20 protein-coding genes and 1 pseudogene are annotated in these 23,858 nt (G+C 47.0%); 6 read left to right on the forward strand and 15 right to left on the reverse strand.

Annotated features, from left to right (window positions below; all coding sequences use genetic code 11):
- Positions 1 to 27: 27 nt before the first annotated feature.
- Complete coding sequence (locus tag NST83_RS24000; RefSeq protein WP_137060749.1) at positions 28 to 459, reverse strand: DUF1641 domain-containing protein; 432 nt, start codon at positions 457 to 459, stop codon at positions 28 to 30.
- Between the two features lie 500 nt (positions 460 to 959).
- Between NST83_RS24000 and NST83_RS24005 the strand changes: the two genes are divergently transcribed.
- On the forward strand, positions 960 to 1,106 hold the full coding sequence (locus NST83_RS24005) for a hypothetical protein (protein ID WP_252361567.1): 147 nt from the start codon (positions 960 to 962) through the stop codon (positions 1,104 to 1,106).
- A gap of 2 nt (positions 1,107 to 1,108) precedes the next feature.
- On the opposite strand, the gene NST83_RS24010 is transcribed toward NST83_RS24005, so the two are convergent.
- Positions 1,109 to 1,921 (reverse strand): HNH endonuclease signature motif containing protein, encoded by an 813-nt coding sequence (locus tag NST83_RS24010; protein WP_137060750.1) that lies wholly within the window; start codon positions 1,919 to 1,921, stop codon positions 1,109 to 1,111.
- A gap of 260 nt (positions 1,922 to 2,181) precedes the next feature.
- Between NST83_RS24010 and NST83_RS24015 the strand changes: the two genes are divergently transcribed.
- A complete protein-coding gene (locus NST83_RS24015; protein ID WP_342415918.1) occupies positions 2,182 to 3,678 on the forward strand; it encodes an alpha-amylase in 1,497 nt (498 codons plus the stop codon).
- Between the two features lie 78 nt (positions 3,679 to 3,756).
- On the opposite strand, the gene gpmA is transcribed toward NST83_RS24015, so the two are convergent.
- The 5 genes from gpmA to NST83_RS24040 all read right to left on the reverse strand — a co-directional run bounded on the left by gpmA (position 3,757) and on the right by NST83_RS24040 (position 9,672).
- Positions 3,757 to 4,506, reverse strand: a complete 750-nt coding sequence (gpmA, locus tag NST83_RS24020; protein WP_137060751.1) for a 2,3-diphosphoglycerate-dependent phosphoglycerate mutase — start codon at positions 4,504 to 4,506, stop codon at positions 3,757 to 3,759.
- Between the two features lie 186 nt (positions 4,507 to 4,692).
- Complete coding sequence (locus tag NST83_RS24025; RefSeq protein WP_342415919.1) at positions 4,693 to 5,433, reverse strand: Bax inhibitor-1/YccA family protein; 741 nt, start codon at positions 5,431 to 5,433, stop codon at positions 4,693 to 4,695.
- A 147-nt stretch (positions 5,434 to 5,580) separates the two neighbouring features.
- Positions 5,581 to 5,868, reverse strand: coding sequence for a hypothetical protein (locus NST83_RS24030; protein WP_342415920.1), 288 nt, complete (start codon positions 5,866 to 5,868; stop codon positions 5,581 to 5,583).
- Between the two features lie 234 nt (positions 5,869 to 6,102).
- A complete protein-coding gene (locus NST83_RS24035) occupies positions 6,103 to 8,397 on the reverse strand; it encodes a glycoside hydrolase family 2 TIM barrel-domain containing protein (RefSeq protein ID WP_342415921.1) in 2,295 nt (764 codons plus the stop codon).
- Between the two features lie 210 nt (positions 8,398 to 8,607).
- A complete protein-coding gene (locus NST83_RS24040; RefSeq protein WP_342415922.1) occupies positions 8,608 to 9,672 on the reverse strand; it encodes a LacI family DNA-binding transcriptional regulator in 1,065 nt (354 codons plus the stop codon).
- 176 nt (positions 9,673 to 9,848) lie between these two features.
- On the opposite strand from NST83_RS24040, the gene pepT reads away from it, so the two are divergent.
- On the forward strand, positions 9,849 to 11,084 hold the full coding sequence (pepT, locus tag NST83_RS24045) for a peptidase T (protein ID WP_342415923.1): 1,236 nt from the start codon (positions 9,849 to 9,851) through the stop codon (positions 11,082 to 11,084).
- Between the two features lie 197 nt (positions 11,085 to 11,281).
- Positions 11,282 to 12,118: a methyl-accepting chemotaxis protein gene (locus tag NST83_RS24050; protein WP_342415924.1), complete on the forward strand. Its 837-nt coding sequence runs from the start codon at positions 11,282 to 11,284 to the stop codon at positions 12,116 to 12,118.
- Between the two features lie 192 nt (positions 12,119 to 12,310).
- Here the strand turns inward: NST83_RS24050 and NST83_RS24055 are convergent, their stop codons facing one another.
- The gene (locus NST83_RS24055) at positions 12,311 to 13,186 is read right to left on the reverse strand and encodes a DNA-binding protein (protein WP_342415925.1); all 876 of its coding nucleotides are present in this window, start codon (positions 13,184 to 13,186) and stop codon (positions 12,311 to 12,313) included.
- A 431-nt stretch (positions 13,187 to 13,617) separates the two neighbouring features.
- Between NST83_RS24055 and hxlA the strand changes: the two genes are divergently transcribed.
- Positions 13,618 to 14,253, forward strand: a complete 636-nt coding sequence (gene hxlA / locus NST83_RS24060) for a 3-hexulose-6-phosphate synthase (RefSeq protein ID WP_013312540.1) — start codon at positions 13,618 to 13,620, stop codon at positions 14,251 to 14,253.
- A gap of 5 nt (positions 14,254 to 14,258) precedes the next feature.
- Positions 14,259 to 14,816 (forward strand): 6-phospho-3-hexuloisomerase, encoded by a 558-nt coding sequence (hxlB, locus tag NST83_RS24065; RefSeq protein WP_342415926.1) that lies wholly within the window; start codon positions 14,259 to 14,261, stop codon positions 14,814 to 14,816.
- A gap of 160 nt (positions 14,817 to 14,976) precedes the next feature.
- On the opposite strand, the gene NST83_RS24070 is transcribed toward hxlB, so the two are convergent.
- The 7 genes and pseudogenes from NST83_RS24070 to NST83_RS24100 all read right to left on the reverse strand — a co-directional run bounded on the left by NST83_RS24070 (position 14,977) and on the right by NST83_RS24100 (position 23,564).
- A complete protein-coding gene (locus NST83_RS24070; protein ID WP_342415927.1) occupies positions 14,977 to 15,804 on the reverse strand; it encodes a copper amine oxidase N-terminal domain-containing protein in 828 nt (275 codons plus the stop codon).
- Between the two features lie 48 nt (positions 15,805 to 15,852).
- Positions 15,853 to 16,449: a hypothetical protein gene (locus NST83_RS24075; RefSeq protein ID WP_342415928.1), complete on the reverse strand. Its 597-nt coding sequence runs from the start codon at positions 16,447 to 16,449 to the stop codon at positions 15,853 to 15,855.
- 605 nt (positions 16,450 to 17,054) lie between these two features.
- Positions 17,055 to 17,303, reverse strand: a pseudogene (locus tag NST83_RS24080) (family 43 glycosylhydrolase); the annotation flags it as partial.
- 76 nt (positions 17,304 to 17,379) lie between these two features.
- A complete protein-coding gene (locus tag NST83_RS24085) occupies positions 17,380 to 19,509 on the reverse strand; it encodes an endo-1,4-beta-xylanase (RefSeq protein ID WP_342415929.1) in 2,130 nt (709 codons plus the stop codon).
- A gap of 68 nt (positions 19,510 to 19,577) precedes the next feature.
- On the reverse strand, positions 19,578 to 20,501 hold the full coding sequence (locus tag NST83_RS24090) for a carbohydrate ABC transporter permease (RefSeq protein WP_342415930.1): 924 nt from the start codon (positions 20,499 to 20,501) through the stop codon (positions 19,578 to 19,580).
- 400 nt (positions 20,502 to 20,901) lie between these two features.
- On the reverse strand, positions 20,902 to 21,882 hold the full coding sequence (locus tag NST83_RS24095) for a sugar ABC transporter permease (protein WP_342415931.1): 981 nt from the start codon (positions 21,880 to 21,882) through the stop codon (positions 20,902 to 20,904).
- A gap of 14 nt (positions 21,883 to 21,896) precedes the next feature.
- The gene (locus NST83_RS24100) at positions 21,897 to 23,564 is read right to left on the reverse strand and encodes an ABC transporter substrate-binding protein (RefSeq protein ID WP_342415932.1); all 1,668 of its coding nucleotides are present in this window, start codon (positions 23,562 to 23,564) and stop codon (positions 21,897 to 21,899) included.
- Positions 23,565 to 23,858 lie beyond the last annotated feature (294 nt).

Genomic DNA, 23,858 nt, shown 5'->3' on the forward strand with positions numbered 1-23,858 from the left:
GTCCATCCTCCGTTCTTGATCAGGTAATTATTTGCTCTCGCGTTGGCGCTCATTCAGAATATCCAGGAAAGCCTGGCTGAAACGCAGCGTTTTTTGTACATTTGGATCTTTAAGCATTTTGAGCAGGCCAAACAGACCTACACTGCCGTCTGTAGTTTGTACGCGGTCTCCTGCTTCAATGGCAGCAGAAGCCAAGCCTTTAGCCGAATCTGTAACAGGCTTCACAAACTCCCCCATGGAGCTTTTCATATCGCCGATAAATACAGGGTCGGTTGCCAAACTGCGGGCTACATCATAAGCATCGGTCATCAAAGTAACCATCTCAGTCAACTTGGGCAGATTCTCAACCAGTACGGTCAGCGATTGCTGAACCTCCGGTTTCATCAATTGGTCCAATACATCCCGAGACTCTTTGGTAGCTTCTTGTGTTACAGCCACCTCTTGTTGGTTTTCAGACATGCGTGAACGTCCTCCTTTACTGTGAAAATAGAAGTCCATTCCTTTCTCGTAACCTGTATCGATAAACTCTAGCAATAAAACGTTCAATGAATTCACGCCCTCAGACATACAAGAAGCACAGCTAAAACCGGCCTATACCCAATAGGGCAAGACTGATTCATCGCAAACACTAATTGTATATTGTTCAGACGGTATTCTGTTGTTACTGCTGCGGAATATTACACGAAGCGCTTCTCCGTGACAACAACAGGCCGAAACGGAACCCTATACCTCTATATTACACCTTTCACAACACAATCGTCGAAGAAATTTTAAATTTGCACAAATTCCTACAAAATTTTTATTGTTATTTTAGATAAAAATTAGAATAAAATTAGATTTTGTCCAATTTCCTGCAAAAAAAAGGTCATTTCATAGCATGGAAGGGTAATAGAAAGAGTGAATTTCATAGCGCGATCAAACGGAAATCACCACAAAATATGCATATGAGGTTTGATACGATGGCTAAAACATATTCAGATATGGTTCAAGAAGCGAGACAACATGTTCAGGGCATTGATTCACAGGAAGCACGCCAACGCATTGAGGCCAATCCCGATACGTTCGTCATTGATGTGCAGGACTCCCACGACGCGGGAGTATCCTAGGTTCATAAGGAGTCCTCTGGAGCATCTGTATCACCAGGAGATGGCAACGGCACACCAGATTCGATAAATTCATCGACATCACGGGCCGCCTTGAATTGATTGCATTCGTTGCAAGCACATACGCAATTGACAGGCGTCGTGTGTCCCCCTTTGGCACGGGGCAGCAAATGATCAATAGTATCGCCGTAACCCCCGCAGAAAAAGCAGGTATAGCGATCACGCTTGAGCACATATTGACGGAATTCCTTATTGCTGTAAAGTCTGCGGATGGCGTACGGATTAATAACCACTGCCATGCGCTCTCTGACCAGGGTAACCGCCAAATCAAATTCAATCTCTTGATGCCAACGTCTTCCCTGATCGGTTTTGCCCCTTAACCGAATCATCCCGTTACGGTTGAGCCGCAGGGCCTTCGTATCCGCAGGCTTCAGCCTGCTGAGCAAATGCCGAACCCGTTGTCGATGACGCTCGCGGGCTTTATCCGTGACTGGCTTCCTACGTGGCGGCTGAGGCTGCACGTCAGGCTGTGCGGACGCCTCCATGCTTTGCACAACTGCATCATGCACACCGCCATGCGATGCCAGGGAAGCCGTGAGAGGCTGTGTCCCCTCGACGGAAGAAGGAGCGGATGCAGACGTACGTTCTTGCGCCGCTAACCCCCGGCAGGAACGGCAAGGACCACGCCGGGAATAAGGACCAGCCCGGCGACCGGTTCTACGCTGAAATTCCGTTAAAGGCTTCCATTCCTGACAATACGTACATTTTTTCATCAGCGGTTCGCCCGCTTCGTTCCTGATTGGCTGCGATTCCGTCATGTTTGCCCCTCCTTTCCCCGTTACTCACGTTTACTGAATGTCTGAAACCCGAACTCTGGTTAAGTTAAATTCATTCTACCGTTTTCACGTTCCCTTTTCTAGCCATCGAATATATACCCCTACAAGGTATAACAAATTTTAAGCATTTGGCATACGTTATACAGCGATCCCTGTTCTCCATTCGGCAGCTTATTGACCGTCTGACGTTTAGCCCCCCTTGCTTGGTGGGTAACTTGTTATATATGAAGGAGGGACGCAAGATGAAAAGGAACCATACGATGATGCAGTTTTTCGAGTGGAACGTCGAGGCTGACGGCTCCCACTGGAAGAAACTTGCCCGCCTGGCACCGAAACTGAAGGCCAAAGGAATTGACGCGATATGGATTCCACCTGTCACCAAGGGCCAATCCCCCGAGGATACGGGATACGGCGTCTATGACCTTTACGATCTGGGTGAATTTGATCAAAAAGGTGCGGTACGCACCAAATACGGTACAAGGGAGGATCTGCTGGGGGCTATTGCTGCCTGCGTTCGCCACGGTGTAGCCGTCTATGTCGATCTGGTCATGAACCATAAAGCCGGTGCGGATGAAACAGAAGTATTCAAGGTCGTCGAGGTCAACCCGGATAACCGCAATGAGGTCATTTCCGAGCCGTTCGATATCGAAGGCTGGACTAAGTTTACGTTCCCCGGTCGTCAGGGTCAATATTCCACATTTCAATGGAATTTTGAGCATTTTAACGGGACCGATTACGACGCAAGTCAGGGTCGAACGGGAATTTATCGTATTTTAGGCAAAAATAAAAGCTGGAGCGAGCATGTAGATGATGAATTCGGTAATTATGATTATTTGATGTTCGCCAATATTGACTATAATCATCAGGAAGTGCGCAAGGAAATGATCCGTTGGGGCAAATGGCTGGTGGATACCCTGCAATGCAACGGATTCCGTCTGGATGCGATCAAGCATATCAATCATGAATTTGTACGCGAGTTCGCAACGGAAATGATTAAAAAGCGCGGACAGGACTTTTATATGGTCGGCGAGTTTTGGAAACCGGATCTGGAATCATGTCAAAAATTTCTGAACACCATTGATTATAAAATCGACCTGTTTGACGTATCTCTCCACTACAAGCTACATAGCGCTTCCTTGGGTGGCAAGGATTTCGATTTAAGCACCCTTTTCGAGGATACGCTGGTCCAGACTCATCCCCTGAACTCCGTTACTTTTGTCGATAATCATGATTCCCAGCCGCACGAGGCTCTCGAATCGTGGGTGGAGGACTGGTTTAAGCCCAGCGCCTACGCGCTCATTCTGCTGCGCAAGGACGGTTACCCCTGCGTATTCTACGGCGATTACTACGGCATTCAAGGGCAAACGCCCGTAAAAGGCAAGCAGGCCGCGCTCGACCCGCTCCTGTACGCCCGATATCATAAAGCCTATGGTGAGCAAAAGGATTATTTGGATGATCCCCATACGATTGGATGGGTACGTCAGGGCGTGTCTGAATTGAAAGGCTCCGGCTGCGCCGTGGTGGTCACCAACGCCGACGACGGGCAGAAGCGTATGTTTGTGGGAAAACACCGCGCAGGAGAGCAATGGACCGATCTAACTGGCCGTCACGACCATATCGTACAGATTGAACAGGATGGCTACGGCGTATTCCCGGTTCGTGCCGGAAGTGTATCGGTATGGGCGCTTCCCGGCGAGGACGACGGCCTGGAGGAAGCAGAAGACGACGTGGACGCTTAATTTATCTCTTTTTAACTTATATCCAGCACAAAGAGGACAGGATGCAACGAAGCTCCCTGTCCTCTTTGTTATCGAAAATCACTCCGTTACCTTGCTTTGGTTGGCCACGGCCTGCTTTTTCGCCTCCACATGACTTGGATCACCGAGATAGAAGCGCCGGATGGGATCTATATGCTCATCCAGCTCGTAGACCAGCGGCACACCTGTCGGAATATTCAAATCCAGCAGTGCGGTTTCGTCCAGATTCTCCATGTACTTGATTAATGCCCTCAGGGTGTTGCCATGCGCGGAAATAATGACCCGTTCCTTTTTTTGCACCAAGGGTACAATCCGCTGCTTCCAAAACTCACCAACCCGATGCACCGTATCCTCCAAACTTTCTCCGAGCGGCAGCTCTTCCGGCTTAATGTTGCGGTATCGTTCCTCTCTGCGAGGGCTTCGTTCATCCTGTTCATCCAACATGGGAGGTCGCACCGTCAGGCTGCGTCGCCAGATATGTACCTGTTCCTCGCCGTATTGGACGGCAGAATCCAGCTTGCTCAGTCCCTGAAGAGCACCATAATGGCGTTCGTTCAGCTTCCACGACTTCTGCACGGGTATCCACAAATGATCCAGCTCGTCCAAAATATGATACAGCGTACGAATGGATCGTTTCAGCACTGAAGCGAACGCCAGATCAAACGTATACCCATTCTCCTTGAGAATACGCCCTGCCTCTATGGCTTCATGGGTTCCCTGCTCGGTCAGGTCTACATCCGTCCAGCCTGTAAACAGATTTTGGCGGTTATACACGCTCTCTCCATGCCTCACCAGCACCACTTGATACATTGCCCCACTCCTTACTTACTGTCGTTATGTTTTACCTAACTTCTATGTATTTAACGTAAAATGCAGTTTTTAAACAGGTTATTCTTCATTTATATATAAAAAAGGACGGCATTAGCCATCCCAATCTTCGTATCCTGCACATATCTGCACAGGAAAGACTACATAATATAGATTAATTGCAGGCACTTAGTCTCTCTTACTGAATTTGGACAACAACTCCAATATCCGTACATACAGCCACACTAAAGTCACTAGCAATCCAAAAGCGCCATACCACTCCATATATTTCGGTGCGCCCTGATCTGCTTGCTCTTCAATGAAATTAAAATCCAACAGCAGATTCAAAGCCGCAATCACAACGATAAACAGACTAATACCGATTCCAAGCCAGCCTGTCTCATGAATATAAGGAACGTTCATCCCGAAAAAGTTCAAAATAAAGTCAACCAGCGTCACCAGGAAAATCGCCAACGTACATAAAACAACGAAGGAGATAAAGCCCCGGGTAACCTTAATGATTCGCTGTGTATACATAAAGAGCATCAAAAACAAAATACCCACCGTCAACAAAATCGCATTCGCCACGATACCCGGATAGTCATATTCCATGAAAGCTGAAATCCCGCCTAAAGCAAAGCCGCTCAGAATCGCGTAAACAGGCGACAAAAACGGGGCTGATTTTGGGAAAAAGGATATAGCCAGCGCTATGCCGACCATGCCAATGGAGCCTGCGGTTATAAAGGATAAGACCTCAACTGTACCATTGTAAGTCATATACCAGGTGATACTGCCCGCGATGATCAGCAGAACCAGCAGGAGCAGTGTTTTGTTGATCGTGCCTCCGATGGTCATGCGCTGTTCGCTAACTTCTCTTTCATCTTCGCGCACGAAGATGTCATCACGTAAAACCGGATTGCTAAAGCTCATAAAGGGGATGCTCCTTTTCGATGTGTATTTACTATGCCATATGTATATATCGGCACAGCCCAAAAAAAGTTTCATAAAATTTTCAAAGCAAAAAAACTCTAGCTCACCTTGCGGCAAACTAGAGTTAGAGGATCAGGTCGTTACAGCTTAAAAATCAGCCGTCGCAATTTGGATCGTACCAAATGTGGCGCCGGCTGCAGTAGTCAACAGACCAGCTACCAGCAATAAGGCAACTTCCAGCGTAAGGCTAGTAAATTCAGGGATAACATAAGTGATCACGGGTGCGTTGACACGAGTAACGACAAGATTGATCGGAGCCGGACCGTTATTATTAACGGTAATTGTAGCATTTGCGCCACCGTTCAAGTTTTCAAAGTATGATTTACCGATACCAGCCGCAATCGTGAAGTTTTGTTGAGGTAAAAGAATCGCCATAGGATTCACCTCCCTTGTGCTTGATAGTGTATTCTATGCCTTCAAATCTATGAGCGTAACGTTAAGTGACTCAGTAGGAAGACACAAAATTCACAGATTCATAGATTAAAGTCCCTATCACAAGCCAAAAAAGGGATGTCCGATCAGATCCTTTGCAGAATCTGATCGACATCCCTTCTTAAATAAACGAAGAAATAACCTACATCATATAACGTTAAATGTTCTATTTTAACTCTACTGAACGAGAATACTTACTTTCTGCGGATCGAAACGGGATGGCGCGGAAACCTTCACGCGAATATTACCAGCCTCACCCTTCGTACGAATCCAGAACGCAATACGCCCACCAATTAGCGATAGGCTGGACGGACCGATTAATTCACCTGCTCCCTCCACCTCCACGGAAACCGGATCAGCATAGAAAGGCAGGACATTCCCGTATTCGTCCAGAGCATCCACCACAACTCTCGTCACGTCCCAATCGCCTGCCTCCAGCGCTGTATCGTCGGCAGCTACACGCAGTTCCGTCGGCACCGGATTACGAGAGTAGCGTCTGCGAATCACTTCTTGACCGTCCACGTACCCGATGAACACAGCATCTTCCCACTTCATGCCCCAGTGACCTGTCAGTTCGTCGATAACGACCGGAGGATGCGGAAGAGCCGGATACTTTTCCTGGTTTGGACGATAGACGCCCTTGCGTTCGTCGCCATAAATGAATTCCACCTCATCACAATTGGTGAATACAACCAGCGGTACGATGCCCCCAATGTTCCGTTCGCCACGTGACCAGTAAGTGACCGGCTCCAGAATGATTTCCTGCTCGACCCGCTTCTGACTGCGATACACGTTCGCTGCGAATTTGGGCAGGCGGAACATATCCATCACACCGTGGTAGCAGATTTTATCGCCAGAGCCAAAATCTGCATGCGTATTGTAGTCAAAAGCGCACCAGCCAATCGCCCCGGCAATGCCTTCATCGGCATAGGAAGCGTTCTGCACCCGCGTATGGCGCAACGCATGTTCCATCACCCGTTCCTCCTGGTCAAAGCGCTTGGTCGGGTACATATGCCCGTTATATTCCGTCACCAGATAAGGAACCGGATGATCCAGCTTGGTGACGAGGGACGGCTGGCGCAAACCTGTCGTTTCCCCATCTACACCTTCTGTATCGTCATACGTATCGAAATTGCGGATTTCCTTCGCCAAATATTTTTTATGCCCGCCGTCATGAACGAAATCGTTCATCGTATACACATCTTCCAGCAGCTCGCTCCCTACAATATAGCGCACGCCACCCGTCGCACGAATCGGATCAAGCTTGCGTGCAAGCTCATTGGTACGTGCGTACAGCTCATGATCATCCTGCGACTCATTAATCCGCACGCCCCAGATCACGATTGACGGATGATTACGATCACGGATAATCATATCCTCCACGTCCCTGACCACCTGCTCCTTCCACGCTTCGCCGCCAATATGCTGCCAGCCCGGAATTTCCTCAAAAACGAGCAGCCCGATCTCATCGCAACGGTCCAGAAAATGACGGGACTGCGGGTAATGCGATGTCCGCACCATATTCAGGCCCAATTCCTCTTTGAGTACATCGGCGTCACGGCGCTGCGCTCTTTTCGGCATGGCATAGCCGACATACGGGTAAGACTGATGGCGGTTCAAGCCAAGCAGCTTGATCTTTCGCCCGTTCAGGTAAAACCCGTCCGGCTGAAATTCGGCTTCGCGGAAGCCAAAACGCACGGTCAGACGATCTATCTCAGCCCCGTTTCGCAGCAACGTTAGTTCTGCTTCATACAGCTTGGGATCATCTATATCCCATAGCTGCAAGCCGTTCAGTTCTTTCAGCTCCAGCGTCACTTCCGCCCCCGTCACTGCTGTTGGTTCGGTCTCCGCCTTCACGCTCGCTCTGTCCAGCAGTCGCAAAGCGACCGTCAAATCGTTCTCCTGATCGCTAGTCCCCTCCAGCTCCACAACCACGCGTACCGCCTTGCTTGCCGCAAGCGGCTCCAGTGTCTGCACGAATACTGTGCCGAGATGCACCGGCTCGACAATTCGCAGCTGCACCTCCCGGTAAATACCGCCATAGGTCAGATAGTCAATGACTGCCCCAAAAGGAGGAATGTCGTCCCGCTCCGTGGAATCGACGATGACCGTCAGTACATTGGAACCGCCGTATTCGGCAAGTCCGGTCAATTCAATACTGAACGGTGTGTAGCCTCCCTTATGTTCTCCCGCTTTTACCCCGTTCAGATATACCTGCGCATAAGTCATGACCCCTTCAAAATCGACGTACACCCGTTTCCCCTTGGCATTGGCCGGAATGTCCAACTCTCTTTTATACGTGGAAACAAACTGGAAAGCCTTGTCGTCAAAATAGTTATAAGGCAGCTCTACATTGGTGTGTGGCAGCAGAATAGACTCATACCGACTTACATCGATTCCTGCGCTTATTTCGCTCTCAACATATTCAGGACGGTAAAACCACTGGTCATTCAACGGCAAAATGGTACGCATGGGCAGTCACCTCAAACTTTTATTTTTCAATCTGATATCATAGTAAAATATTTAAGTAAAAATAATGAGTAAAACTTAGTAAAATAAATATATTTTTAATGTAAGCATTTACAAAGCATTTGTCAATTCCGTTTTTTCTTCTGCCCATACAAAAAACAGCCCCGGCATCCGGAGCTGTGAAGACCATGAAATACACAATGGAGCACATTTCTATATCGAGTCGGTAAACGGCGGTCCACTGCTGTTACGAATCATCAGTTCGGTTGGAATGGTGACCTTGCGACCAACCTCATTCGGACCGTTGCGCACCGTATGCAGCAAGAGCTGAACGCCTGTTTCTCCCATCAATTCGGTATACGTCTTGACCGTCGTCAGCGACGGTGTCAAATATTCCGCTGTCGGAATATCATTGAAGCCGACGATTGAAATACGTTCAGGAACGGCGATTTGATGCTGCTCCAGCGCCTTTAATACGCCAATCGCTACCGAATCGCTCGCAACAAAGAAGGCTGTAGGCAGGGTCTCTGACCCTGCCAGAACTGCCGCTTCCATCGCACGAAAGCCGTCTGCCGCCGTTCCGCCACATACATGAATGTCGTTCGACGTGCATAGCCCATGCTGCCCTTTATACCGCAAAAAGGTCTCATAGCGTGCATCCATCTCCGCTTGATCGGAATCATGGGCCTGCTCATCCTTGCCCATGCCTACATAACCGATGTGACGATGGCCCGCGTTCATCAAATAATCCAGCGCGTCTGCCGCAGCACGAGCGAGGTCAATGACGACATAGTCCGCACCTGTACGCTCTACCGGGTGATCCAGAAAGACGCAAGGGATGGAAAGCTCCAGCATGTGCTCTATTTCCTGGCTGCTAAAATGCCCGAGCACGATTAGCCCGTGCAGCCCTTCGGATAGCGTCTTCAGTGCGGACAGGTCTTCCCGCCGGAAAATCCGCTCCAATTGCGCTCCGCTCTGGCGGCATTCCTTTTCCACGCCGAACCGGATGGAGAGATAGTACGGGTCCTCCAGTTCCTCATACGCGCTAAACCAATGAACCATCCCGAGCCGGATCGGCCCCTCGGCCTTTTTACGGGACTGACGCCCGATGCCTCCATTTTTACGTTTAACGGTCGTATATTTCATTCGCTCGGCAACCTCAAAAATTTTACGCCGTGTTTCCTCCGAAACGGACAATGTTTCATCATAATTTAAGACTCGGGAAACTGTTGATATGGAAACTTCCGCCTCCTGAGCAATATCTTTTAACGTAGGCATTGCAGACTCCTTTGATGGTTTTACTCCATTTTTACGTTCTTTTACTGTTATCTTACTCGTCGTCTCCGTGCAACACAAGCTGTCGTTTTAGAAACGTAAGCCAAATTTTTCATATAACAAGTCCAATCATGATAAAATATGTAGCATATCAGAAATGACACAAGGAGGAAATACGCATGAAACAGGAACTGATTAAACGCCTGACCACTTATGTTCAGGTAGATACCCAATCCGATGAAAGCAGCAACACTTGCCCGACTACACCCGGACAGCTCACACTGGGCAACCTGCTGGTCAACGAACTGAAAGCCATTGGTATGACAGACGTAACCATAGACGACAACGGTTATGTCATGGCAACTCTTCCTTCCAATACGGATAAAGAGGTTCCGGTTATCGGCTTTTTGGCCCATCTCGATACCGCTACCGAAATGACTGGCGCAGGGGTAAAGCCTCAATTGATGGAAAACTATGATGGGGGCGACATTACGCTGAATACATCGCTGGGTGTGAACCTTTCTCCGCGCGAGTTTCCCGAGCTGCCTCAATATAAAGGTCATACCCTGATCACGACGGACGGCACCACGTTGCTTGGTGCAGATAACAAAGCCGGGATTGCAGAAATTATGACAGCCATACATTATCTGCTGGATCACCCGGAAATTCCGCATGGCAAGATTCGCGTCGCCTTTACACCGGATGAAGAGATTGGAAGAGGACCGGAACGATTTGACGTAGCTGCTTTCGGTGCCCAATATGCCTATACAGTAGATGGTGGACCGCTTGGAGAACTGGAATATGAAAGCTTTAACGCCGCAGCCGCCCATATTACTATTCACGGTGTTAATGTCCATCCCGGTACAGCCAAAAACAAAATGATTAACGCCGTCAAAATTGCCATGGAGCTGAACGGACGATTGCCTGCGAATGAAGCTCCGGAATACACGGACGGATACGATGGCTTTTATCATTTGCTGGAATTTGAGGGTACGGTAGAACAAGCCAAATTACACTATATCATCCGTGATTTTGATCGTGAAAGCTTTGAAAACCGGAAGGCTTACTTAACGAACGTGGTAAAAGAGCTGCAAGTCGTATATGGGGAAAACCGTATCGTTCTGGAGCTGAGAGATCAGTATTACAACATGAAGGAGAAAATCGAGCCCGTCAAGCACATCGTGGATGTTGCCCATGAAGCGATGACAAAGCTGGGAATTGATCCGATCATCAAGCCGATTCGCGGCGGTACAGATGGTTCACAGCTGTCCTATATGGGACTGCCTACACCGAATATTTTTACGGGTGGGGAGAACTATCACGGTAAGTTTGAATATGTATCGGTGGACAATATGGTGCTTGCAACCAAGGTTATTGTTGAAATCGTTCAATTGTTCGAACAGCGCGGCAAGTGAACCGACTACACCAAACGCTGACACTCCAAGATTAAATACGAGGGCATATCGTTTTGTAATGGAAACGATATGCCTTTTTTTGAAACCCTCATTCTCCTTAAATTTTCAATATTTTTATAACTTTTATCACTCAAAAGACCGACAATGAATACAAGGCTATAAAAAATATATTTAGTAAAGAAAGGTAGGTAATTTAGTTGGATTCATTAAATGCATTAATTGCAGCAATCCCCTATATACAGCAAATTATGCGTGAAAAGGTGACTCTTGCGCTTTTTGACCGTACTCATGTTCTGGCTTATAGCGAGTCGGAGGGCATGGATCTCGGCTTTGAAGTCGGCTCGGAGCTGCTCAAGGACTACCAAAATTTTTCCATGCTTAAAAATGGGCGCGAGCCGAGCCTGACCCACATTCCTGCTGAACTGCTGGGATATCCTCTTGATATGGTTAGTATTCCTGTGTTTGACGAAAATGGCGAGGTCGTTGCAGCATTTGCTGCTTCCTATAATTTGACTAACAAGAATCAACTGGATCAAATCGTGACTGAGAACCTTTCCATCACCGAGCATCTCATTGACATGGTGCAGCATGTAGCAGCACACACCGAGGAGCTACAAGCTACCAGTGAACAGATTTTGGAGAACACCCAAATTGCCGTACAAAACTCGGGTAAAATCAATCAGGTCGCTGTATTTATCAAAGAAATCTCCGACCAAACCAACCTGCTTGGATTAAATGCTGCCATTGAAGCGGCACGTGTCGGAGAAGCAGGAGCAGGCTTTGGTATCGTCGCCCAAGAAGTGCGTAAGCTCTCGGTAGAATCCAAAAAAGCGACGGTTGATATTGAAGCGGCTCTCAAGGATGTACAAAACTCTGTTCATCAGATGGAAGAGGAAATTAAGCAAATTGTTGCTTCTTCGCAGGAGCAAGCAACGCTGGTAAGCTCTTTTACCGAAGTGATGGATCGTATGCAACAAGCGAGTGAAACGATGCAGCAGTTAGCTAACAACCTGACTTCCTATATTGTGAAATAAATGTAATTCCGCAAGAAAAAAGGGGAGTACACTTATCGCAAAAAGCGTTAAAGTGTACTCCCTTTTATTTATAAAACCCCTGCCGGGACTCATCAATCAAATCAAGTTTAAACAATATCAGAGAACACCCCATGATTGGCAAGATTCACGGGGGCTAGTTCACCCAGTAGAGTACCCGCCGGAATCACAATACTAAGAAACACCAAGACCATAGTTACCGAGATTAAAGCCTTTTTCATTATGAAGCCCCCTTAATAAAATGGTTTGATATTGCTCTTGCTGTGACGATGTTGCCAAATCTCGATAAGCCTCAAACAAAGCCACCAATGTCCTGAAATCGGCATCTGCTTCTACACTAACAGAGAATTGCAGAGAAGCAAGGACATAATTTAACGCAACCGTATACTGCTCCTGTTTGAAATAATAAATGGCTAATTGGTTAACAAGCTTTAAATAATATACGCGGTTTCCTCTATCTTCATAACCTTCAAATATCTCAATATCGTGGGCAAAATCATTCAGCAGATCGTCAATATTCCAATTATTCAAATTAGCTGCTTCGACAATACCGACCAATCCTGGAAGCAGTTCCTCATCATTGTCGTGAAGAAATTGAACATATTCGGGCAGAAGCTCCCGTTTTCCCGAAAGCAATTCAACCGTGTACAGGTTGGCTTTGGCGAGAAAACGAAATCTTTCCACTTCTTCATGGCCGCTCTCATCCAGCCCCATAAACCAACCCATTTCGCCGTACTTCATAATACATTCTCTAGCTTCTTGATACTTACCCTTATTCTGAAAATAAATAGATTTAGCCAAATAACTGTATGCATAATAAAATACCAATGGATGTTTGGTATTCAACGTCTCGTGCTTGCCGTCCGCAGCATTTCTCAGTTGGATGTGATACAGGCTTTCAGCCAAAGCATGCAGATAGTCTGCAACCTTGTTCGCTTCATCCCAATCGTTATGTGTGTAGCTGATTCTAAACAACTCACAAGCCTTGTCGAGTTCGTGGCTGTCCGACAACAAATAAATAGCTTCCCTTTGATTCAGGACCTCTTCCACTAAAACCCGCCTCCCTATTTCTGAAAATGACGTTTACCCATGTATTCTCATCAGGAGCATCCGCGTTGTCGTTCCTCCGCATACCAGTATATTACAAATATAGACAAATGCTAACTTGAAGTCAATTCAATCATAGATATGTAGTTTCTTTTGCAACCTAAGATTGTCGTGTATGGTTTATAGCCGATGAATAAATGAATCATGCTAGAGAAATAATCCATAACAAAGATGTAATCAGGTCCTCCAAAGGAGGTCAAAAAGAAGTCATAGTATCGTCAGGGTAACTACGTTACGAAATAGTGCGTACTTTTCAATCGGATACCTGGGGCTTACAATCAAACCTGTGCATGAAACCAAAGTATTCACAGCATTCAACAGAGCATGTACCTGTTCATCCAATACAAATTCACTAAAGGAGTGAAGTTAATAACATGGAACTTCAATTGGCTTTAGACTTAGTAGATATCCCGCAAGGCATTGCATTGGTAAAAGAAGTAGAATCGTATATTGACATCGTAGAAATCGGTACTCCAATTGTCATCAATGAGGGACTTCATGCGGTAAAAGCAATGAAAGAAGCCTTCCCGAATCTGAAAGTACTGGCTGATCTGAAGGTCATGGATGCAGGCGGTTACGAAGTGCTGAAAGCTTCCGAAGCTGGCGCAGATATCGTTACGATTCTGGCTGTAGCTGAAGATGCAACGATCAAAGGTGCGGTAGAAGAAGCGAAAAAACAAGGCGGCAAAAAAATTCTGGTGGACATGATCGGTGTTAAAAACCTGGAGCAACGTGCGAAAGAAATCGACGCTCTCGGCGTAGACTACATCTGCGTGCATACAGGCTATGATCTGCAAGCTGAAGGACAGAGCCCGTTCGAAGCACTGCAAACCGTCAAAAAAGTCGTGAAAAACTCCAAAACTGCGGTTGCTGGCGGCATCAAGCTGAGCACACTGGCTGAGGTCGTTAAGGCTCAACCGGATCTGGTTATTGTCGGCGGCGGGATCACTGGCGAGGACGACAAAAAAGCCGTTGCTTCCCAAATGCAGCAGCTCATTAAACAAGGTTAATTCCAATGGAAACCTCTCAATATTTATCCGAGGTGCTCAAGGAACTGCAATGGGTTCCACAGCTAATCAGTGATGAGGAATCAGAGCAACTGATTCAGTCCATTGCCGCTGCGAATAAGGTGTTCGTCGCAGGCGCAGGCCGTTCCGGGTTCATGATCCGTTCGCTGGCGATGCGGCTGATGCATATGGGTGTTCGGGCTTATGTGGTCGGGGAAACGGTAACTCCCGGCTTGGGCGAAGGCGACTTGCTGATTATCGGTTCAGGCTCCGGTGAAACTAAAAGTCTGATCTCGATGGCAGAAAAGGCGAAAAAGCTGGGGGCTTCTCTGGCACTTCTGACCACTTCCCCTGGATCGACCATTGGCAAGCTGGCTGATATGATCGTCAAGCTTCCAGGCGCACCCAAGGACCCAACCAACAAGGATTACCAAACCATTCAACCCATGGGTTCACTATTTGAGCAAACCCTGCTGCTGTATGGCGATGCATTGGTGCTCAGAACGATGGAGCTACGCAAGCTGACTTCTAAATCTATGTTTGGTCAGCATGCCAATCTGGAGTAAGTTTTATTGCATTTTGATATTTTGAATTTGCAATACACAAAAACTAAAAAATTAAAAAGTACAGCTGATCCAAATTTCTTTTCGGATCAGCTGTACTTTTACCCATTATATAGACCATGGACCTTCTGCAAGAAAAACAATATCGTCTGGGTATAACAGTTTACCACTTTAGAGTTCTTCCTTTAAAAAGGATATACTCCAGTTCACCTTTAATGATTTTTTTGTTTTCTATCGTGCCTGGATATGGCATGTCCAGGCTACGTGTAACGATTCCATCCTTATCTATACTTGGCCGTTTACGATTTCTGTCTTCAGTCCCCGTGCTATTATTAAAAATAAAAGTGGTATTTAAATCTTCAATGCCCTCACTAAGCTTTTTCCCGGTTATATTCTTAGCTGTGATAGTTAGATGAATCTTTGCCTCCCCCATGGTCAATTTGTACGATAACAAACTGAAAGCATGCTCATTGTCTACCGGTACTCTATCCAAATCTTCAACATTCTCCATCATAGGTGTCTTCATTAATTCCTTCCCAGAGAGGGAGTACAGTTTATTTTGTTGATCCCATTCCTGATGTATATTTAGTTGCGTCGTAAGTATTCCTAAAGGAACAAATATCGAATCTTTGTAAAGAACCGGGACGGTATCCATCACGGACGCGTTTGAATCGGTAACAATCTCAGTGGAGTCCATTTTAAACTTAACCTGATGCGACCCAAACTGAATGGTGGCCGTTTTGGAAGTCGGGTCATACGTCGTGTGTCCACCCAATAAATCGTTAATAGATCTCAAAGGCACCATGAAGCGATTATTCTTATCAATATAAGGGGCTTTGGGTGTCGTAAATAAGACATAGTAATTGTTGATTTTCAAAAATTGCGTGCTTGGAGCTATACTCTGAGCTGATAATTTTCCAGTAAAAGCTTCTTGAGAAAAACAAAAAATCATCAAACTTAAGACCATAATCTTGAACAGCAGCTTTCCCACAAAATATCCTCCTTAAAACAAGATGGGTAATGCCCCATCCGATAAAATTTATTCTAAAATAATATCAATCAATTCTGATCCTGCATGAACGAAATTTATAAATATTTTATTTCGTGGAGAAGAACAATATCCATAGGTTTCGGTACTTCGCCATGGAACACTATCTACTGAATTAGGACCTATAAAGGAGCCATACCAATCAACATTTTTGATGTATGAACCATCGTTATAGTCTTCGTGATTTTGAATTTGGGCTATACTTGTCATTCGTTTTATGATGTTACCATTACCAGAAGCAGTCCAACCTGGAGCCGCCCCGGTGTAGGTTTTTTCAACTTTCGTACCGCTAATATCGTAACCATAAATAACTAAAGCAACAATGCCATCAGATGGAACATAAAACTTCATCTGGATGTCCTGATCTCCTTCAAATCTTGGAGTAAACGTTAAGGGGCCACCATTACCCTCTATTAGCAAGAAGGGAGCCCAATCATTATACTTTGGGCTATGCTGTAAACCTGCATCTACAGCATTATTAGTATTACCCCAACCGCCCATATAGACGAATCCTGTACTACCTGTGTATTTAGACGGATTCTCATAAATATATTTTTTTCCGGTAAATGAACTCGTGACGTTGCCCATGAAAATCCCCTATTTGCATATACCCCACGATAGGCCCCGTTTCTCAGGTCCCGGCATACGGGGAAACTAGCAGAGTTAGTGCTAAAGTCCATTGGTGTAGATGCTGGATGATTCCCTACCATACAATCTGGTTTAGGTTGTAATACAGGAAAAGTGTATAATTGGCCCGTTGAATCTTTATACGTATTCTGAGTTACGGATAGAAGGGAAGACTTCGAATCCTTGTACGTAACCTGACTCACCGGTTCCAGGGGGATAACTTCCTTCCTTAGGCTTTCCTTGTTTACCAGCACTTTTCCCGTTTCGTCTATGTATGTAACGTTTTCTCTGTCTTCGGGGTCCAGCGAATTGATTATTTTGCTCAAAATAGCATTGTCCGATTTAGTCATGGACGGATTGATTAAATCTTGATTTTGGAATGATTCCGCACCGACTGAACAAGTTACCGTGAATGTAAGCATGCCTACAGCAACCAACGAACATACACTCTTGAACTTCATAGTTCTTTCATCTCCCTAAAATTTTTGTTATCAAAATTACATAAAAACCACTAGACTCCTTTTTTACCAATTACAAGACAAATCTATTATGTACAAATCTATACATTAAATCAAGATTAAGATTATATATTTTACCATTTTTAAAAAACATAAGTGAATATCTAAATTGTAATCTATTAATGTCAATACCTGCTGTTTGCTCTCAACTTCCAACGGGTGCCCAATCTGCCGCCATTCCGTCAAGTTACGGCTATGAAAAATCGGCAAGCCCGGCATATATTCAAACGAGCTTGCCGCCATGTAGTAATACTCTCCGGCACATATCGCGCTCGGATCAGGATAAAATCCGGGGACAACCGGATTCGTCTAGCGTAAGGTAGCCATAGCTCTCCTGTTGGACAGCTCTATTGATTGATCTGATTCAAGCTATTTATTCGTTATTCCCTGCTGGCAGCGGCGGTACTTTGGACGGGTCAACAAGCGCCCAATAGGCATATTTGGCCTTTAACCGTTCGTCGAACAGCAGCGGCTTATCCAACCGGGCAATCGGGAACGTACTGAGCCACGTATTACCGTCATCTGTACCCCAAATCGTCACATTACTGATATGCTCCTGCTGCCTTGAAAACATATCGAACAACGCCCGATAGCGGTGAGCCTGCTGGATCAACATGGCTTCAGGTATCGTTTCGTAGCGATCTGTATCATTAGAATACAGGCCCATATCCAGCTCCGTGATCTGATTATCCAGGCCGAGAGAAGCAAATTTTTCAATGGACTGCTCAATTTCGTCAATAGCAGGAAACTCCAGCCGGATATGTGATTGGTGACCTACGCCGTCAATCGGTACGCCTTTGGCGAGCAAATCACGCACCAAATGGTACAGAAAATCCCGTTTCTTCGGTTCATGCGTGTTGTAATCGTTAATGAACAGTCGGGCGTTCGGACCTGCCGCTTCCCTCGTGACACGGAAGGCTTTGTCAATATAGTCGGTTCCGGTAATCTGATACCACTTGCTGCGGCGCATACCGTCCGGCTGGTCGGGATCAATGACTTCATTCACCACATCCCAGTCGGTGATTACATTTTTATAACGGGCTGCAACCGCACGAATATGCGTCTCCAGCCGATCCAGCAAAAGCTTTTTATTTTCCGCGGTCGGTGTCATCGGCTGTCCATTCTTATCCTTGAACATCCAATCCCCGGTCTGGTTATGCCACACCAGTGTATGGAAACGGATAGCAATCCCATGCTGCTGTGCAAATTGCACAATCTGGTCCGCTTCCTCCCAATGAAACTGTCCCTCGGACGGCTGCAAAGAGATTGGCTTCATCGCATTCCCTGCCACGACGCTGTTAAAATGCTTTTGCAGCAGTTCACCGTAAGCCCCTTCGGTCTGGAAAGCCTCAATCGCCGTACCGATGCTGAACTGCCCCTGATACAATCCATGCAAAGAAGGAATATCCTTCTCAATCGCAAGCGGGGGAACAAGTGACAGCTCAAAATCATCCACATAAAAGGAAGCCGTCCCTTCTGACGTTTCCAAATACATCGAAACGTTATCGGCATCATGCGCGAGCGTATACGTTCCAGTCAAATGCGTCCATCCCCCTGCCGTGATCGCCGTGTCGCCTACCACCGTTTCATACGCACTTTCACCTTGATGATCGCGCTGTACGCTGAGTCTTACCTTGGTAGGCTGCTCGCCAGACGCCAGCTTCACCCAGGCACTAACCGTATAGCGACTTCCCTTTTGCACCGTAGCAGTCACGTCCAGCTTTGGCCCGGCATATGTTTGTTGTCTGCCTGTCGTCAGCAGACTGTACGATCCGGTTCGTGCATCGACATTCGACACCTGCACTGTCTCGGTACCCATACGGGTTACCCAGCCTTGAGCCGTACCATCTTCGAAACTGGATACGATACCACCGGTCGGCTCCGTTGGCGTTTCTGAAACCTGCCTGATTTCCACCTCATCCATATAGTAGGCCTGCGCAGGATTCGAGCTTTCTACATACAGCTTCAGTGTATCCATCCCCCCTGTGAACGTATAGGCCCCTTGAAGTTTGGCCCATGATGTATCCATCTTCTCCGTCTGCGCAACTGTCTTCCATGTCGTAGCCCCGCCTGTCGGCTGCTGCTCCATCGTAAACTTGATCAAGCTTGGCGTCGTAGAATTACCGTCCAGCTTCACATAGCCGCTAATCTCATATTCCACACCCGGCTGCAACAGCGACTTCACATCCAGCTCCGCACCGTTCCAAACCTCCGTACGAGCGGTTACCTTCAGGCTGTGTACGCCGCCATATGCAGCTTCTGAGACGGACGCGATTTGGGTATAAGCCCCCCGAGGCTTCCAGCCCTCGCTATTGCCTTGCTCAAATCCATAGGCCCCGATGGTCTTATCCACACTTCCCGTTGGCAGAACCAAATCCGAAACTGGCGGGGAATGTTCCACAGTTGGGGTCGCCTCCGCTACAGACGGGCCCCACCACCCCACTGGCAATAACAGCACCCCAACCAGCACCAGACCAAAAGATTTGTACAAAAATGACCTCAACGCAATCCCTCCCGTGCCCATATTTTTAAAATATAAGAAAGTGAGTTTCACACATTTCCGGTTCTTGCTTATCCCTTGACACCGCCCAGAGTCATACCCTTCACAAAATATTTTTGTAAAAAAGGGTAAACCAAAATAATAGGCACAGACGCCACAATCGTCATCGTGGCACGAATCGAAGTAGGAGTGACCGACTTCGCCAGATTTTCCGAGCCTGCGAATTGGCTGGCATAATCCTGAGTATTCACGGACGTGTTGGAATTTTGCAATATTTTCATCAGTTCATACTGGAGGGTGCTCCACTGCTCATACGACGAATTGTACAAAAATACATCGAACCAGGAGTTCCATTGCGCCACCGCCGTGAACAGCGACACCGTTGCCAGCACCGGGACACACAGCGGCAAAACGATACGCATAAAAGTCGTAAATTCCCCCGCACCATCTATACGCGCCGACTCCAAAATCCCTTCTGGCAAGCCTTCAATAAAGGAGCGGATCACAATCACATTGAACACCCCAATCAACCCCGGTACCACATACACCCAAAAGGTTCCGAGCATCCCCAACTCACGAATCAGCAGAAAATTTGGAATCAATCCACCGTTAAAATACATCGTCAAAATAAAAGCAATCGAGACAAATTTGCGCAGCACATACTCCGGCCGGCTGATCGTATACGCCACCATCGCACAACAAAACACCGAGGTCACCGTGCCCACAATCGTACGCAGCACAGAAATCAACGTGGCATGAAAAATCGTCGCTTCCTTGAATACAAATTCGTAACTACTCCACGTAAATTTACGCGGCCACAAATAAATACCACCCCGAATCGAATCATTCGCTTCATTTAGCGAAACCGCCAGCGTATTCAAAAACGGATACAGCGTGAACACCATCAGGCACAGCATAAATACAATATTACATGCATCAAAAATCCGATCCGAGGGCGCCCGAAACCGCCCGTGCAACGCTTTTTCTTTGCCCATAACTCCCTCTCCTTTCTAAAAAATAGCTTAAGTACTCTAGTTCGATTAATTGTTATTGGAGCTGTTGGTACTGTTATTTGGAACGGTTATATGAGTGGTTACATGTGTGGCAATTTGAGTGGATTATTGCGGATTATTATCTCTATTAGAAGTTGTAATTCAGTTCGTCCATAAGGCCTTGGTAAGGTCCGCGAAGCGGCCTGTTAAAAATCCACTGACCTGCACCTGTAGTATGCATGAACATGCACCTTCTGTTATCGCCACCCTCAGTTCTTAAAAAAAGTGACTTTATGGCGGGTAGCAGCAGAGCGGGCAGAATTGTTCTGAAGAAGCGGCAGCGATCGGAAGAACAATCTGCACGCGAAGCGACGATACACCCTCCCCATAACTCACTCTTTTCTCAGAACAACCTCTCCTCCCCTAACCGCTTCGCAATATGATTAGCGCTAAATAGTAAAATAAAGCTGACTACTGTTTTAAACATCCCGGCAGCAATCGAAAGGGAGAAGTTGCCCATCTGAATACCATATTTCAGTACAAAAATATCCAGATTTTCCGAGTAATCCACGTTCATGCCGTTACCCAATAAATATTGCGGCTCAAAGCCCGACTCCAGCAGATTGCCGATATTCATAATCAGGAGGATGATGAACACAGGCTTTAATCCTGGCAAGGTCACGTGCCAAATCCGCTGGAAACGCCCGGCTCCATCCATCTCAGCCGCCTCATACTGTGACGGATCAACCATCGTCATCGCTGCCAAATAAATGATGGTATTCCAGCCGACATTTTTCCATACTTCCGATGCACCGAGAATGCCCCAGAAATAGCTTCCCTCGCCCAGCCACAGGATAGGCTCCTTGATCAGCCCCAGCCACATCAGCACCTCATTGACAATGCCGCCATCCGCAGACAGCACCGTACTGATAATGCTCGCCGCAACCACCCACGAAATAAAATGCGGCAAATAGCTGATCGTCTGCACCACTCGCTTGAATACGATCTGACGAAGCTCATTCAGCAATATTGCCAAGGTGATAGCGGTTACAAATCCCAGCACCAGATTAATGAAGCTCATCGCCAGCGTATTGCGCATCACCCGCAGAAAGTGCTCATCCTGAAACAGAAAACGGAAATGCTTCAACCCGACCCATTGCTGATCGAGCAGCTTACGGGCAGGCTTAAAATCCTGGAAAGCAATTGTCCAACCCCAGATAGGTAAATACTTGAAAATGAACAACCAGATTAAAAAAGGGATGGACATCCATACCAGTGCCCGCTGCTGGTTCAGCCTGTGTATAACCCCCCTAAAGCCGGCTTGCCGTGAGGACGGCAAATTGCCCGAGGAAGTCGTGACAGGTGGCGGTGACGTGTGGCCCATAGCTGCTTCCTCCTTTATTTTTTACCGGGATTTTCGATTTTTTTGGCAACCTCCTTCGTGATCAGCTCCTCAAACGCCTTTACATCAAGCTTGTTAAATTCGGTGGTATATTCATTCCAAATCGCGTCAAACTGCCCCGGTGCAGACAGCACCAAACGCGGGAAATATTTGCGCTGCAGGTCGCCCTTCTTTTGCTGGAAGAGCTGCGCTGGTGAGCCTTGGACAATCGGGATGCTCCAAGCCGGGTACCATGGACGCTCGTCTGGTGCGGAAAACATTTGCGAGAAGGACTCAACACCATACGCTTTTAGTAGCTTTTTATCCCCCTCGGTGTAGGACATACGCGCAACCTCAGGCTGCCGTCCGGGGCCAACCGAGTTGCCGTCAGGCAGGGTAGAACCACTACCGTATCGCGGCCAACTGTATTCAAAATATTTGAATCCGAATGATTCGCGGAACGCATCCTGACCCGTCTGCTTAATTTGCTCCTTGGTCCGGTAAAAGCGTCCCTTTTTATCTATATCATAGGTTTCGCCCTTGATCCCCCAGTTGGATAACACCTGGTTTTCATCGGTCAGCAGGTTGTCAAAAAACTTGATGATACGTACCGGGTCCTTGGCACTGACCGTAATTCCAATGCCTCGGTTATTAACGAATGACGACGGATCAATGTACTGATCCTTTATATTCTGGTCGTATACAACGGGTAGTCCTATATATTCCATATCATCATTGCCCGATTGCTTGGAAGCCTCCTGCAGGTTATTTAGAGCCTGCTCCGCCTGCCACCGGTAGTCGAAGAAGCCCAACACCTTGCCCGAGGTCAGCTTCCCCAAATATTGATCGTAATTATCCACAAAGGATGCTTTGTCGAACAGGCCCTCTGCATTGAGCTGATTCAGCTCTTTGAGATACCGCTTCGTGATTTCCTCATCCCCATAATCCGTGGCCTGATGCGATTTCATATCAATTATCGTGCCGCCATCATTCGGATACCCTGCCAGATGCATCGGCGCGTTCGTAAGAGCATAAAATCTATCCTGTGTGGTTAACGCCAAGTAACCGGTCAAGCCCTCGTCTGCATGCTTTTTCGCATAGTTGCGAATCAGGGTCAAATACTCGTCGAGCGTTTTTATTTTTGGATATCCCGCCTCCTTCAGCACCCTGCGCTGTATCCAAAAAGCTCCCTGCTCCACGTTAGGCGCGGGCAAATAGTCACCTACCACCGCACTGAGTGGAAGGAAATAGATATTTCCATCCTGTGCCTTCATCAGGTTGTAATACGGTCCGTATACACGTTTAATATTCGGACCATATTTATCAATCAAATCATTTAGCGGAATAAAGGCTCCGGCATCCAGCAGCTTATCGATTGTGCCATCCGGTACAATCACGTCCGGGTAATCGTTACTGGCAATGAACGTACCGACCTTCGTATTGGAATCTCCCACCAAATGCTCCAGCTTCCAGTTTACTCCTGTCTGATCCTCCAGAATTTTGCCGATCCGCGTTTCATTGGTATTGATGTCCCTCCTCGCAGTGGCATTAAAATACGTGAATGTGACCTTCTCCTTGCTATCTCTTGGCGCTGGCTCCTTGCCCGCACTTCCTGAGCAGGCAGTGATCATAGATACCATCATGATAAATACCAGACTCATTGTTCCGAATCTTTTACTCGCCATACCAGATAATCCCCTTTCGGCCTCTTTGTCGGTTGTGTGTGAACATCGTACGGACATGCCTCAAGCACTGGAACCCCGCGCACTCTAATTGTAAGCACTTTCATTTTATGAAATGCCGTGAATCTCGTTCACCCACCAATCTAAAGGTGTTACTTAGAAAACTATAGGAGGCAGGCCTAACAACGTAAAATAGACGCCGATCCAGCAGCAGCGCCCATTTTTAATGCAATGACAATCGTGACGATTAAGCCGACCGCGCCTAAGCCGTTCTATTGTTAGGTAATTTATACCATA

The sequence above is a fragment of the Paenibacillus sp. FSL R10-2782 genome, from assembly GCF_038592985.1.
In the GTDB taxonomy this organism is placed as follows: domain Bacteria; phylum Bacillota; class Bacilli; order Paenibacillales; family Paenibacillaceae; genus Paenibacillus; species Paenibacillus terrae_C.